The organism is Pseudomonas khavaziana (assembly GCF_036704165.1).
In the GTDB taxonomy this organism is placed as follows: Bacteria; Pseudomonadota; Gammaproteobacteria; order Pseudomonadales; family Pseudomonadaceae; genus Aquipseudomonas; species Aquipseudomonas khavaziana.
This window is the reverse complement of the sequence record NZ_CP129946.1, coordinates 5,152,101-5,166,872: the sequence shown is the minus strand read 5'-3', so window position 1 is coordinate 5,166,872 and position 14,772 is coordinate 5,152,101. Positions and strand designations below refer to the sequence as shown.

The 14,772-nt window shown below is 60.9% G+C and carries 10 protein-coding genes and 1 tRNA gene; 10 read left to right on the top strand and 1 reads right to left on the bottom strand.

Going from position 1 to position 14,772, the window contains the following annotated elements; translation table 11 throughout:
- Window positions 1-15: 15 nt before the first annotated feature.
- The 10 genes from tolB (at window position 16) to QYQ93_RS23125 (ending at window position 9,562) form a co-directional block, all read left to right on the top strand.
- Window positions 16-1,296, top strand: coding sequence for a Tol-Pal system beta propeller repeat protein TolB (gene tolB / locus QYQ93_RS23170; protein WP_032803700.1), 1,281 nt, complete (start codon window positions 16-18; stop codon window positions 1,294-1,296).
- 55 nt (window positions 1,297-1,351) lie between these two features.
- The gene (gene pal / locus QYQ93_RS23165; protein WP_003193861.1) at window positions 1,352-1,852 is read left to right on the top strand and encodes a peptidoglycan-associated lipoprotein Pal; all 501 of its coding nucleotides are present in this window, start codon (window positions 1,352-1,354) and stop codon (window positions 1,850-1,852) included.
- Between the two features lie 6 nt (window positions 1,853-1,858).
- A complete protein-coding gene (gene ybgF / locus QYQ93_RS23160) occupies window positions 1,859-2,689 on the top strand; it encodes a tol-pal system protein YbgF (protein WP_046069314.1) in 831 nt (276 codons plus the stop codon).
- 165 nt (window positions 2,690-2,854) lie between these two features.
- Window positions 2,855-3,502: a 7-carboxy-7-deazaguanine synthase QueE gene (gene queE / locus QYQ93_RS23155; RefSeq protein WP_043049108.1), complete on the top strand. Its 648-nt coding sequence runs from the start codon at window positions 2,855-2,857 to the stop codon at window positions 3,500-3,502.
- Between the two features lie 123 nt (window positions 3,503-3,625).
- Window positions 3,626-3,701, top strand: a tRNA-Lys gene (locus QYQ93_RS23150).
- A gap of 172 nt (window positions 3,702-3,873) precedes the next feature.
- The gene (locus tag QYQ93_RS23145) at window positions 3,874-4,200 is read left to right on the top strand and encodes a hypothetical protein (RefSeq protein ID WP_338475556.1); all 327 of its coding nucleotides are present in this window, start codon (window positions 3,874-3,876) and stop codon (window positions 4,198-4,200) included.
- Window positions 4,201-4,378: 178 nt separating this feature from the next.
- The gene (locus QYQ93_RS23140; RefSeq protein WP_338475555.1) at window positions 4,379-5,113 is read left to right on the top strand and encodes a helix-turn-helix transcriptional regulator; all 735 of its coding nucleotides are present in this window, start codon (window positions 4,379-4,381) and stop codon (window positions 5,111-5,113) included.
- Between the two features lie 282 nt (window positions 5,114-5,395).
- On the top strand, window positions 5,396-6,877 hold the full coding sequence (locus tag QYQ93_RS23135) for a TolC family protein (protein WP_338475554.1): 1,482 nt from the start codon (window positions 5,396-5,398) through the stop codon (window positions 6,875-6,877).
- Window positions 6,874-8,025 (top strand): HlyD family secretion protein, encoded by a 1,152-nt coding sequence (locus QYQ93_RS23130; RefSeq protein WP_338475553.1) that lies wholly within the window; start codon window positions 6,874-6,876, stop codon window positions 8,023-8,025. The genes QYQ93_RS23135 and QYQ93_RS23130 overlap by 4 nt, the downstream gene beginning before the upstream one ends.
- Window positions 8,018-9,562, top strand: a complete 1,545-nt coding sequence (locus QYQ93_RS23125; protein ID WP_338475552.1) for an MDR family MFS transporter — start codon at window positions 8,018-8,020, stop codon at window positions 9,560-9,562. The genes QYQ93_RS23130 and QYQ93_RS23125 overlap by 8 nt, the downstream gene beginning before the upstream one ends.
- Before the next feature lie 137 nt (window positions 9,563-9,699).
- On the opposite strand, the gene QYQ93_RS23120 is transcribed toward QYQ93_RS23125, so the two are convergent.
- On the bottom strand, window positions 9,700-14,655 hold the full coding sequence (locus tag QYQ93_RS23120) for a hemagglutinin repeat-containing protein (protein ID WP_338475551.1): 4,956 nt from the start codon (window positions 14,653-14,655) through the stop codon (window positions 9,700-9,702).
- Window positions 14,656-14,772: the final 117 nt, after the last annotated feature.

Genomic DNA, 14,772 nt, shown 5'->3' with positions numbered 1-14,772 from the left:
AACCTTCTTCGAGGAATGCTTGTCGTTATTTGCTGTATGGCAGGGATAGCGGCGGCGGATGAAAAGAACATCCTGGTAACCAGCGGCAGCGATCGGGCCACTCCGATTGCAGTTGTACCCTTCGGTTGGCAGGGCGGCAGCGTGCTGCCGGACGACATGGCGCAGATCGTCAGCGACGACCTGCGTAACTCCGGTTACTACGCGCCGATTCCCAAAGGCAACATGATCAGCCAGCCCAACCAGGCCAGCGAAGTTGTGTTCCGTGACTGGAAAGCCGTGGGCGCGCAGTACGTGATGGTCGGCAACATCACGCCGGCCGGTGGTCGCCTGCAGATCCAGTACACCTTGTTCAACGTGGCCACCGAGCAGCAGGTCCTGACCGGCAGCGTATCGGGTACCGCAGAGCAACTGCGCGACATGGCCCACTACATCTCGGACCAGTCGTTTGAAAAACTCACCGGTATCAAAGGGGCGTTCTCGACGCGCCTGCTGTATGTGACGGCTGAGCGTTTCTCGGTGGACAACACCCGCTATACCCTGCAACGTTCGGACTACGACGGTGCACGTGCAGTGACCTTGCTGCAGTCCCGTGAGCCTATCCTGTCGCCGCGCTTTGCGCCGGACGGCAAGCGTATTGCCTATGTATCGTTCGAACAGCGCCGTCCGCGTATCTTCGTCCAGCACATTGATACAGGTCGCCGTGAGCAGATCACCAACTTTGAAGGCCTCAACGGTGCACCGGCCTGGTCCCCGGATGGTTCGCGCCTGGCTTTCGTACTGTCCAAGGACGGCAACCCGGATATCTACGTGATGAACATGGCCTCGCGCCAACTGAGTCGCGTAACCAGCGGCCCGGGTATCAACACCGAGCCGTTCTGGGGTAAGGATGGTTCCACCATTTATTTCACCTCCGACCGTGGCGGCAAGCCACAGGTCTACAAGGCAAATGTGAACGGCGGCGGTGCGGAACGAGTGACCTTTATCGGTAACTACAACGCCAACCCTAAGCTTTCGGCCGATGAAAAGACGTTGGTGATGATTCACCGTCAGGATGGTTTCACTAATTTCCGGGTTGCGGCCCAGGATTTGCAGCGTGGAACGGTAAAAATCCTTACAGACACCAACCTAGATGAGTCAGCCACTGTTGCGCCCAACGGCACCATGGTAATCTACGCCACCCGCCAGCAGGGCCGGGGAGTCTTGATGCTCGTGTCCATTAACGGACGCGTAAGGCTCCCGCTTCCTACCGCACAAGGCGAAGTCAGAGAACCATCCTGGTCCCCTTACCTGAACTGACGCGGCGCTACAAAAAGAAGTACTTAACACACTGGGGTTCATTAGGAGTTTCACGATGGAAATGCTGAAGTTTGGTAAGTTTGCTGCTCTGGCTCTGGCTCTGTCCGTAGCCGTTGGTTGCTCCTCTAAAGGCGGCGACAACGCCGGTGAAGGCGCTGCTGTTGATCCAAACGCTGGTTACGGCGCTAACACTGGTGCAGTTGACGGCTCCCTGAGCGAAGAAGCTGCTCTGCGCGCTATCACCACCTTCTACTTCGAATACGACAGTTCGGACCTGAAGCCAGAAGCCATGCGCGCTCTGGACGTTCACGCCAAGGACCTGAAAGCTAACGGCGCTCGCGTTGTTCTGGAAGGTAACACTGACGCCCGTGGTACTCGTGAGTACAACATGGCACTGGGCGAGCGTCGTGCGAAAGCCGTTCAGCGCTACCTGGTACTGCAAGGTGTTGCTCCAGGCCAACTGGAACTGGTTTCCTACGGTAAAGAGCGTCCAGTTGCAACTGGCAACGACGAGCAGTCGTGGGCTCAGAACCGTCGCGTCGAACTGCGTAAGTAATTCGTCATGCGAACGTGCCGTCGTGCTCTAACTGTATTGGCTCTCAGCCTCGCGCCGCTTGCGGTGTGGGCTGCGGTTCCTGTAACGGATAGCAACTCAGGCTATAACAATAGCGGGAGCAGTTATCCGCCAGCGGGTTATGGCACGAACGGCGCCTATGCTGGGGGAGCGGCTACGTCCGCTCCCTCGGCACAGGGCGAGCTGTTCAACCAACTGCAACGCATGCAGGATCAATTGTCGCAGCAACAAGGCGCCATTGAAGTGCTGCAGAATCAGGTGAACCAGCTCAAGCAAGAAGGCCTGGAGCGATACCAGGATCTTGATCGTCGTATTGGAGCCGGTGTTGCACCTGCCGCTACTCCTGATAATTCTTCTACCGGTGGCGCGCCAAGCGCTGCCGCCGGTGGCGCAGCAGCAGGGGCCGCCGCGGCTGCCCCTGCCGCCAGCAGCGAACCGGGTGATCCGGCGAAGGAAAAACTGTATTACGATGCAGCCTTCGACCTGATCAAAGCCAAGGATTTCGATAAGGCCAGCCAGGCCTTTACCGCATTCCTGCGCAAGTACCCCAACAGCCAGTACGCGGGCAATGCCCAGTACTGGTTGGGCGAGGTCAACCTGGCAAAGGGCGATTTGCAGGGGGCAGGCCAGGCTTTCGCCAAGGTCAGCCAGTTGTACCCCAAGCACGCCAAGGTGCCGGACTCGCTGTACAAGCTTGCTGACGTAGAACGCCGCCTGGGTCATACCGACAAGGTCAAAGGCATTCTGCAACAGGTGGTTGCCCAATATCCGGGGACGTCCGCCGCCCAGTTGGCCCAGCGGGATCTGCAGCGCTTGTAAGCGCATCTTTCCCGTTGAGAAGAAACCCGCGCCTGGCGCGGGTTTTTTCGTTAGAATCCACGCCCTTTTATGAAATACGCTTCCTGGGGTTGGCGCGTTGGCGCAATCCCTTGAAGTGCCTGACGGAGGCGGACAGCCTGTTTAGCTGTTACGCCCGTGGCGACTATGCAAGACACATTACGTATTACCGAAGTTTTTTACTCGTTGCAGGGTGAAACGCGCACTGCTGGCCTGCCTACCGTATTCGTACGGTTGACCGGCTGCCCATTGCGTTGCCAATACTGCGACAGCGCCTACGCCTTCAGCGGCGGCACCGTGCGCACCCTCGACGACATCCTGGAACAGGTTGCCGGCTACCGGCCGCGCTACGTCTGCGTGACGGGCGGTGAGCCATTGGCGCAACCCAATGCCATTCCTTTGCTCAAGCGGCTGTGTGACGCGGGTTACGAGGTCTCACTGGAAACCAGCGGCGCTCTGGACATCTCTGCGGTCGACCCGCGTGTCAGCCGAGTGGTCGACCTCAAGACCCCCGACTCCAAGGAAGCCCACCGCAACCGCTATGAGAACATCGACTTGCTGACAGCCAATGATCAGGTCAAGTTCGTCATCTGTTCCCGCGACGATTATGACTGGGCCAGCTCCAAGCTGATCCAATACGGCCTGGAGCGTCGCGCGGGCGAGGTGCTGTTCTCGCCCAGCCACCACGACCTCAACGCTCGCGACCTGGCTGACTGGGTCGTGGCCGACAACCTGCCGGTGCGCCTGCAATTGCAGCTGCATAAGTACCTGTGGAACGACGAGCCGGGACGTTGATCAGGCGGCTGCGAGAGGCGTTCTACCGACCGAATTACCGTTCAAATGCGTTTTTTCTGATTTATTTCAAATAAGGTGTTGAATAATCCTTAGAAATCAGTATTATACGCGCCACCACACAGCGGGTCGTTAGCTCAGTTGGTAGAGCAGTTGGCTTTTAACCAATTGGTCGTAGGTTCGAATCCCACACGACCCACCATTTTTGGCGGTTTAGAAAATCCGGAAGGCCCACGTAAGTGAGGATTTCCGGGTTTTTTTTTGCCTGGAATTTGGCCTGTCCACACCGACGCGGCGCAGCCGCGATCAGATGCTGATTGTCGTTCAAGAACAGCCCTTCAATCTGATGTTCCTATCTGGACTGACCAACCGGGATGCAGCCGGCGGCGAAAACCGACGCAGTGGGTAAAGCCGCCACCGGCAACGCTGACTTCAATGTCAACGGGCGCGTGGTCAGCGCCGGCCAGCGCTACATCAACGGCATCATCAACGATGACCAACTGTTCCGCTACCTGATGGACAACGCCATCTCCTACAAGGACTCGCCCAACCTGCAACTGGAAAAAGGGGGGTGGATTTATTTGATCAGGACGGGACATTGCCACTGGAGTAACGCGCACTTTTTTCTACCTGACATTTCAGATTTTTTGATTTTTTCGGCGCGTTTTTCCAGGTTGCCGCCCCAAATACGCAATTCATGACCCTCTGCCTTTGTTTAGTATTGGATCCACTGACATCGAAGCCCTGCGGCTGTCTCGCCCCGTCGGTCTGTTTCAAAAAAGGAAAAGCGCATGATGTTCAAGGACACTTCCAACCATTCCCGAGATAGCTCGCTCGCTTGCCTTAAGACGGTCGCGAACGCCGCGATGGCCTGCTGAAATGAACGCGCCTACCCCACTAGCCGCACTCGCCGCTAACTATGAACACGGCCACATCGTGGCGCCCCATCGACATGACGAGGGTCAGCTCGTCTATGCCATCAACGGTGTGATGCTGGTGTCGGTGGAGGCGACGGCCTGGGTGGTGCCTTCCGGGCATGCATTGTGGGTGCCGTCGGGGAGGGAGCATCAGATCCGCATGACCGGTGAGGTGCGTATGCGCACCTTGTTGATCTCGCCGGGGGCGCATCGTGGCTTGACGTTGGAGTGCGAGGTCATCAGGGTTTCGCCGCTGTTGCGTGAGCTGATCGTCGCTGCGGGGGATAAGCTCGACAGTAAGCCGGCGTTGTTGCGCCACGCGCAGATTGTCGAGTTGATTTTCTCGGAGCTCGACCGGGCACAACGGGTGCTGGCGCATGTGCCGATCCCGGATGAGCCGAGGCTCAAGTCGTTGTGTGCGGGCTTTATCGACAACCCTTCCCAGGAGTCGACACTGGAGAGTTGGGCGCTGCAGCTCAATATGAGTTCGCGCACCCTGGCGCGGCTGTTCCAGAAAGAGTTGGGCATGAGTTATGGCGAATGGCGCAAGCGCACGCGGCTTTTGCTCAGCATGCAGCGCCTGGCCTGTGGTGTGTCGATCCTGGAAGTGGCGCTGGAACATGGCTATCAGAGCCCGAGTGCGTTTACTGCGATGTTCAAGCGCACCATGGGTTACACCCCGAGTAACTGTCGATGAGTGTGATTTGACTTGGCGACAGGCTTCCCTGTCAGCCTCGGTCCAAATGTGGGAGGGGGCTTGCCCTAATGCCCCTGTAGGAGCGAGCTTGCTCGCGAGAAACCCATAGGCGCCGCGTTTACTTAGGAAACACGCGTTATCGTTGACGTTTTTCGCGAGCAAGCTCGCTCCTACAGACCCGCACCTTGTCCCAATCAAAACGATGGTTGTCCGGAACTCGGGAGATTCGCACCTCGTTGCGCTCTTACCCTGGGTCTCTACTTGGCCTTCTGGATTTCTTCGATGGGTTCGCCTTCTTTTCCCTCATGGCATGGCCGTCTTGCGCTGCTGGGCATTGCGCTGGCGTTGTCGGCGGGTTGTTCGTCCTGGGTTGCCCATGCGCCCGCACAGCCACATCCGCAGCGCATTAATGCCCTGAGCCACTTGCCGCAAGATGTATCGGCCCAGGCATTACCCGAGCGCTGGTGGCAGTTGTACAACGATCCACAGCTCGATGCGCTGGTGCAGCAGGCATTGCTGCACAACCGTGACCTGGCGGCAGCCCAGGCCCATGTGCAGGCGATGCTGGCCGGGATCACGCAGGCCGATGCCGAGCGTTGGCCGGCCACCCAGGCGTCACTGGGGGCGGCTTATGGCAAGACCGCCGATGATCAGACCCTGGCCAAGGCCACCGATAGCCATGCACCGTCGGAATGGGCGTTCAACCCCGGCATGGAATTGGCGTATCAAGTGGATGTGTGGGGCCAGGTTCAGCGCACGATCGAACGAGCTCAGGTGCAAGCCGCGGCGGCGCAGGACGCCGAAGACCTGTTGCGCATCACGGTCGTGGCGCAAACCACCCGCGCCTATGTGAATGCTTGCGCCCTCGGTGCACGTGCCAAGGTCCAGCGTCATTCGTTGGACGTGGTCGGGCGCAGCCTGGCGTTGATCGATCGCCAGCGCCAGGCCGGTGTGGTGACGGACCTTGAATACACGCGCATGCAAGCCCTGCAGGGCGAAACCTTGGCCTTGCTGCCGATGCTCGAGGCGCGTCGGCAAGCAGCGCTGTACGAGCTGGCGATGCTCACCGGCGTCGCCGACCTTGAGCAAGACGCTGGCGCTGCGACCTGTGAAGTGGTGCCGCAACTCAATGCCGAACTGCCGGTGGGCGATGGCTGGCAATTATTGGCGCGCCGCCCCGATATCCGTCAGGCCGAGCGAGCGTTGCAGGCGGCTACGCTGCAAGTGGATATCGTCCAGGCCGACCTGTACCCCAAGGTCACCTTCGGCGCTTCAGTGTCTTCCTCAGCCAACAAATTCCATGAGCTGGGCGATAGCAGCGCGGTGATGTTCGGCATTGGTCCGCTGATCACCTGGCAGATCCCCAATTGGCGCGCCAACCGCGCACGGGTCAAGCAGGCGCGGGCGCTTGAGCAGGTGGAGGTGGCGCAGTTCGAGGCCAGCGTACTCAAGGCTCTCAAGGAGGTGCGCCAGGCCCTGGCGTTATACGACGGCGAGCGCCAGCGTCACGCGGCCTTGAGCCAGGCACTGGACAGCAGCCGCCACGCCTACAGGTTGGCCCAATTCAACTACGACGCCGGGTCTATCGATTTTCTGGACGTGCTGGACAGCGAGCGTGAACTGATCCGCTTGCAGGCCAATCGCGCCGACGCCGACGGCCAGTTGCTGCAACGCCAGATCAGCCTGTTTCGGGCGCTTGGCGGTGGTTGGCAGCCTTCAGCTCCCATCCACGCTTCCCCCACTTTTTCCGGTACCCAGCCATGAATATCGCCGTTGATGAAAAAACTGCTGTCCAGGATGAATCGGCGCATACGCGCAAGCAACGTCGCAAACGGCACCTGATCCTGCTGGGCGGCGCGGCGCTGTTGATCGCAACGGTGGTGTTCGGCGTGTACTGGATGACGGTCGGCCGGTATCTGGAACAGACCGATGATGCCTATGTGCGTGCCGACTGGATTCCCATCAGCCCCAAGGTCTCCGGGTATGTGGCCGAGGTCTTGGTGGAGGACGACCAGTCCGTCAAGGCCGGGGATGTGCTGGTGCGCATCGAGGACCGTGACTACCAGGCACGCTTGGAACAGGCCCGTGCACAATTGGCCGAAACCCAGGCCTCGGTGGCGGCGCAAGAGGCCAACCTGCGCGTCACCGACAGCCTGATCGCCCAGCAACAGGCCGGCGTTGCCCAGGCTCAGGCCCACGCCCGCAGCGTGGCCGCCGAGTTGCACCGCGCACACCTCGACCAGCGCCGCTACGAAGGGTTGGTGCGCGAACACGCCGCCAGTGCCCAGCGCCTGGAAACGGCGGCCGCCAGCTACACCCAGGCCAGCGCCGCGGTGGAAATTGCCAAGGCCATGCAACGTCAACAGGAAACCCGGCTGACCGTTGCCATCAGTCGCCGCCAATTGGCCCAAGCCTCGCTCCAACAACAGATAGCCCGACGCAGCCAAGCCCAGGCGCAGTTGAACCTGGCGACCCATGCCCAGGAAGACACCTTGATCCGCTCGCCCATCGACGGGGTAGTGGGGCAGCGCAAAGTGCGCACCCGCCAATACGTCGCGCCAGGCTTGCCGCTGCTGGCGGTGGTGCCCTTGCAGCAGGCCTACGTGGTGGCCAACTACAAGGAAACCCAGTTGCGCGACATGCGCGCCGGCCAACCCGTGGACATCAGCATCGACAGTTATTCAGGACGCAAGCTCAAGGGCCACGTGGTGAGTTACTCGCCAGGTTCGGGGGCGGTGTTCGCATTGTTGCCGTCGGACAACGCCACCGGCAACTTCACCAAGATCGTGCAGCGCTTCCCGGTGAAGATTGTCATCGATGAGCATGATCAAGACGGGCCTATCCTGCCGGGTATGTCGGTGGTCACCACGGTCGATACCCGGCCAGCCAACCAGGGCGTTGCACATGACTGAAACCGCTGAAAAGAGCGTCTCCTTTCGCGCCTGGGTGGCGGTGATCGGTGGGCTGTTCGGCTGTTTCATGGCCGGCATGAACGTGCACGTAACCAGCGCCGCATTGCCGGAAATCGAAGGCTCCCTGGGGGCGACCTTTGAGGAAGGCTCGTGGATCTCCACCGCCTACCTGGTCGCGGAGATCGTGATGATCCCGCTGACCGCCTGGCTGGTGCAGGTGTTCTCCCTGCGCCGGGTGATGCTGGTGGGTTCGTTTGTATTCCTGGTGGCGTCCATCGCCTGCTCCTGGGCGCCCAACCTGCAAGTGATGATCATCATTCGGGTGATCCAGGGCGCGGCCGGCGCGGTGCTGATCCCCTTGTCATTCCAGTTGATCATCACCGAGCTGCCGCCGAGCAAGATTGCCATGGGCATGGCCTTGTTCGCCCTGTCCAACAGCGTTGCCCAGGCGGCCGGGCCGTCCATCGGCGGGTGGCTGACCGATGCCTATTCCTGGCGCTGGATTTTCTACCTGCAACTGGTCCCGGGCATTCTGTTGCTGCTGGCGGTGGCGTGGTCCATCGAAGCCAAGCCCATGCAGTTGAGCCTGCTCAAGCGCGGCGACTGGGGCGGCATCCTGGCCATGATCGTCGGCCTGGGTGGCTTGCAGATCGTGCTGGAAGAAGGCGGGCGCAAGGATTGGTTCGGCTCCGATTTCATTGTGTGGATGTCACTGGTCGCAGGCGTTGCCCTGGTTTATTTCGTGCTGTCGCAGCTGTATGGCAGCCGCTCCTTCATCAACCTGCGCCTGCTCAAGAGCTACAACTTCGGCGTGGCCAGTGCGGCAATGTTCATTTTCGGCGGGGCGACCTTCGGCCTGGTGTTTCTGGTGCCCAATTACCTGTCCCAGCTGCAGGGTTACAACGCCCGCGAGATCGGCATCAGCCTGATCGCCTACGGCATGGTGCAACTGGTGCTGGCGCCGTTAATGCCACGCCTGATGAAGTGGCTCAACCCGAAACTGATGGTTGCCAGCGGCTTTTTCATCATGGCGCTGGGGTGTTATCTGGGGGCGCATCTGGATGTGGATAGCGCTGCCAACGTGATCATTCCTTCCACGGTGGTGCGCGGTATCGGACAGCCACTGATCATGGTGGCGCTGTCGGTGCTGGCGGTATCCGGCTTGCCCAAGGATGAAGCCGGTTCCGCCTCTGCCTTGTTCTCCATGCTGCGTAACCTGGGTGGTGCCGTGGGCACTGCGGGGTTGACGCAGATTGTCGCCATGCGCGAACGCTTTCACTCCGAGCGGGTCGGGGAGTCGATCACCTTGTTTTCGCCGTCCTTGCAGGAGCGTCTGCGCGTCAGCATGGCCGACAGCGAAGCGTTTATTTTCAATCAATTGCTACCCGCCCAGCAGCAGGTTCTTGAGGGGCTGATCCGTACCGTGCGGCGCGAGGCGTACCTGATGGCTTACAGCGACGCGTTCTACGTCTCCTGTGTTGCGTTGGTGCTGTGTGGCTTGGCGGCCCTTGCCTTGCGGCAACAAGCCAGGAATTAGCTCTACAAATGTGGGAGGGGGCTTGCTCCCGATAGCGGTGGGTCAGATACAGATAAGCTGACTGACACACTGCTATCGGGAGCAAGCCCCCTCCCACATTTGGATCTGTTTCGTTTAGTAAATCGGGTGCTTAACCTTTAGTTGATGCCTTGATCAATCCCCGCCTGCAAGACCTGGCCCTGACTGTGCCCACCCGCTCGCAGTGGCCCCAGGTTGAAGGCTTGATCCTTGCGCGTGGCGTCATCCTGTTTCTGGGTCAATTCATCCTTGGCTCCCAGTGCGAGATTGACCGGTGATTTGGAGACGTTCAGCCCGACATCGGCACGGTAGTCGCTGCCGGCCAATGCCGTAGCGGTGACTTTGGAACCGCCCAGCTCGACCTTGCCATGTTCGGCGCCGATCCGCGCACCCGTGAGGCGCGTATCACCGCTCACCTGCAGATTGACGCCCTGGCTTGCGCGAATGCCTGACGCCTGGGTGACGCTGTCCTTGACCACATGGCTGACATCCAGATACAGGGTCGGGGTGTAGTTGGTGTTGCCACTCTTGTCACCGAACAACACGCTTTCGGCGGTATTGGCTACCGAGCTGCCGGTGGTGTTCTTGCCGCTGACGACGTAGCTGTCGCTGTTTTTCGGCCAGACCTTTTCCTTGAAACCCGACAGGCGCGTGCCCAGGGCCTCCTTCTTGTCCGCCAGGTAAGCCTTGGCCTTGTCCACGCGGGTGGCGAAAGCGCCACGGGGCTCGGGGTTCACATCGTAACTGGCGCTGCGGGTGAATTTTTCTTCCAAGCGCTCCTTGGCGTTGACGACGCCGTTGACCACTTTGTCCTTGGCCGAAGCCAGGTGCCCGGTGCTTTTGTCGACGACGTTCTCCAGCTTGTCGCGATGCTTGTCGAACGCACCTTCGGCCTTGGCTTGCACCTTGTCCTTGAGCGGGCCGGCGGCAGTGGCGAGTTTATCCACCACGCCTGGCTGGTTTTTCTCCACATCCAGCCTGGCATCGACATTGACCTGGGTACTATTGACCTGGTCCTTGCGACTCTCAACGACAAGATCACCGCCAACTTTTCCACTCACCTGCTCGGCCTTGATGCGTGCCCCGGCCAGATGGGTGTCGCCGGCACTGTTGATGACCACGCTGCCGGCCTTGATCAGGCTGTCATGCTGGGTGGTACTTTGCAGGTGATCCACATCGACCTTGGCCCGCGCATTGATGCCGCGCTGGGTCTTGGGTGTTTCGTGCTCCCCGGCGTCGGCCAAGGTGGTCTTGCCAACGCTGCCACCCGCGCCCAGGGTCACACCCCAGTTGTCATGGGCCTGGGTCGATTGTGCTGACTCTTGCAGAATGCCGCCGTTCTGCGCATCGAGGTTGACGCTGGCCGCGCTGACCTGAGTTCCCTGCAAGTGCAGGGCATCGGCCGCCTCGGCACCACCGGCGAGGCTGACCTTGCCGTTGCTGTGCAACTGCCCGACGACTACGCCCTGGTCATTTTCCGCCACTTTGCCGATGTTGAAATTGGCGCTGAGGCTGCCGGTCTTGCTGCTGCTGTCGGCGCTGCTGGTCTTGCCAGCGCCAATGGTCAGGCCGCCGCCCAGATTACTGCCGCTACTGACGTGGCGGTTGGTGGCGGCTTGCAGGTCCAGCTTGCCCCCGGCATTGAGGTGGATATCGCCGGTCTTGGCGGTGCTGGAGCCGATTTGCGTGCCCTGCAGGGTCATGTTGCCACCGCTGCTGAGCTGGATCGGCCCGCTGCCCTGTATCGTCGTGACGCGGGCCTGGCTGTCCTGAGTGTCCAGGCGTTTGTTGTCCAGTTGCACACCGGCACCGAGGTTCATGTTCGTGCCGTTGGCGCCTGGTGCCGTGCCGACGGTCAATGAACCGTTGCCGCGCAAGGTGCTGCTGGTTGTGCTCTGGCTGTCATTGGCCTGGTTGAGCGTCAACTCGCCACCGGTCTTGAGGTTGACGCCGGCCTGGCCGCCGTTGAACTGGCTGCCTTCATAGCGTGCGTCGCCCTTGGCCTCGATGCTCACGCCCTGGGTGCCGGCATAGCTGCCGACCACCGCCGTGCTGCTGATTTCACGCACATCGCTGCTGCCGCCCAAGCCGCTGCCGCGGACATTCAGGTCTTCACCGGTGGTGGTGTAGATCCGCACACCCGCCTTGGCGTCCACGCCTTGCTCGCTGCTGTCGTGGGTATTGGCGGCGGCCGTGGCGACATGTTCGCCGGCCTTGATCGTCAGCCCGCCATCGGTGGCCCGGTATTGAGTGCCTGCATCCTGCAGTTTTCCAGCGGTATCGACCTGCACCGTGGCGCCACTGAACTGGCTGACCACCGCCGTGCTGTGCTGCTGTGTGCGGGTTTTGTGGGTGTGTCCGACTTCCACGTCCAGCCCGACATTCGGTTGTTCGAACGCGTCCAGCAAACCAGGCTGATGGAACTTGACCTGGGCCACGCCTTCGACGGCTTTTTCGATCGGGCGAGTAATGCCTTTGTACTCCACATTGGCGCCGACATCGGCGGTCCAGCCGTTTTCCTTATGGGTACCGGCCTCGGTGGCATGGGCTGCCTGATTGTCGATCCGGCCCGCGTTGACCTGCAACTCGGTGCCGGCCTTGACCTGTGAGCCCTGGCTGGTAAGGGTGTCGCCGACGTTGATGGTCAGCTTGCCGGTCGCTGCCACGGTGCTGGTTTGCGCGGTGGTTTTACTGTTGGTGTCCTGGCTGCTCTGATGGCTGAATTGCGCGCCACTGCCAGCCCGATCAAGGCCGCCGGTGTAGTAGAAACTCCCGCCGGCGGTGGTCTTGTCGATGGCTTGGGTGCTGCTGTCGTCGGCCGCCAACAGCGCGAGGCTTTGACCGCTCAGGCTTGCATCGCCCTGGGTCGCCTTGAGGTCGGAACCCTTGATGCTCACATCGCCGCCAGCGCTGACTACCACACTGCCTCCTTTAAGGCTGGAAGCCTGCTGCCGGGTGGTGTCGGTCTTGCGGGTTTGCTGCTGGTCTTCATAGCTCACCCCTGCACGGTATTGACGGCTGCCGTCGGCGGTTTCCCTGGCATAGCCGTCGAAGCCACGGGTGTGCGTGCTGGTGGTGTCGTGGGTGGTGTTCTCGGCCGCAGCCACCTTGATATCACCCTTGGCCTGTGCCTGCAGTTCGTCGCCAGCAGACACCTGGGAACCAGTGACGGTGATGTCTTGGGCGCTTTGCAGCTTGAGGTTGCTGTCTGAGCGCAGGTGGCTGGCGACTATGGTGCTGTCCTTGAGGTTCTTGCGGCTTTCGTCCTTGGAGATGCCGAAGAACTTGCTGTCGTTGCTGTAGCGGTTGTCGTGGGAGGTGTCCTGTACGCCGTCGATCACCAGCGAGCCCTTGTCGCTGATGACGCTGGCCTGCTTGCCGCCACGGGCCTGGCTACCGCTGATGCGTACGTCGTCGGCCTTGACGATCAGCTTGCCGTCGGCGTTGACCTTGCTGCCGGTGTTCAGGGTTTTGCCTTGGTTACCGTCGCCTTTCTTACCGAAGAAGCTGCCACCGGTCAGGTCGCCGGAGTAGGCGTTATCGCTGCTGCTTTGGGTGCGGCTGGCGCTGGCGATTTCGACTTGGCCGCCGGTCAACTGGATATCACCCGGGGTTTTCAGCTCGGCACCCTGCAGTTGCAGTGTCTGCTTGCTGGTCAACGCCAATGTATTGCCAGACTTGAGGCTGCTGGTGATGCTGCGTTGTTCGCTGCTGGATTTTTCCCAGTTGGCTTTCCACAAATGCTTGCGGTGGTTGCCCTGGTCGCGGGTTTCATGGGTTTCGGTGGCGGCGTTTACCAGCAGGTCGGCACCGCTGTTGATGCGCAAGGCGCTGCCCGCTTCTACGTGGCTGGCTTTGATCTCGGTGTTGGCGCCGGAGGACAGCGCGGCGTCCTGTTGCGCGACAACCTTGTTGCCGTGCTGGCGCGAGTCCTTGTCGGTGGTGGTGCGGTCATAGGTTTCGTAGGTGAACAGGAAGTTGCTGTTGTCCCACTGTTCACGTTTTTCCTGGAGTTTGCGGCTTTCCAGGCTGCTGAGGGTCAGGTTGCGGCTGGCGGCGAGTTTGACGTTGCGCCCGCTGACGTCGGTGGCCGCCAGGTTCAAGTCCCTGGCACTGTGCAAGTCGACATCGCCCTGGCGGCTCTGCACACCGGCGCGGGTGGCGTCGAGGCTGTTGGCGTGGACCTGGCCGCTGATATCGAGGTCACCGGCCGAGCTGATTTTCACGCCGTCACGGCCGTCCACCTGCACGCCGCCCACGCGCACACCGGCACCTTCGGCGGTGCTGATGATATTGATACGCCCGGCCTGCATCGCCCCGAACAGGCGTGCGTCGATACGCTGGTCCTGGGTCTTGCTGGCCGGGTCTACCTGGCTGACTTGCCCGCTGGCGAAGTCGACCTGGTTGCGCCCGACCGTGAGGTTCAATTGATCATGGGCACTGATGCTGCCGTCGCTGTCGATACGTGGCGCGATCAGGTTGATGGAGCCTTCGCGGTTGTGCAGGCCCTGGCCTTGCACCGTCAGTTGGCCGGTGGCATCCCGGGTGCTCAAGGCTTGCAGTTTGCCGTTGTCGAGTTCAGGACGGCCGACCACCAGGTTGGCATTCGGGGTGTTGATGAAACTGCCGCCATTCACCGAAATGCCGTTGGGGTTGGCCAGCACATAGTCGGCGGCCTGGCCGAAGATCTCCTGGGCGCCGTTGAGGGCCGAGGCGTTGCGACTGATCACTTCGTTGAGGATCACGCTCGCCGCCTGGCCCTGGAACTGCGGGTTGGCCGCCAGTTGCCCGGCGAGCTTGGAAACGTCGGCCTGCAATGCGTTGTTCAGCACCAGGCCCTGGCGGTCGACGTTGTAGTCGAGAAACTGGTTATGGGACAGGCCGCCTGCGTTCGGCGCGACGATGTTGACGATGGGCACACCGCCCTGGTTTTGCAGCTGCGGCGTGCCACCAGGCCCTTCGGCCACGGTCACGCCTGCGGCGAGCACAAGCTGGGGCAGCAGGAACAGGCTGGCAATGGTCCAGCGCAGTTTGCCCTGGGGCGAAAGGTGGAAGCTGTGGGGAATAGTCGGCATAAATGATCTCGCTCTGTGTTGGCTGATCCACGACGTGCGTTGTTCGTTGCAACGCTGCTGTGGTGGTCAGGTACGGCGGTTGTCTCAGGCTAAAAAAACAGCGGTGTTCTCATATTT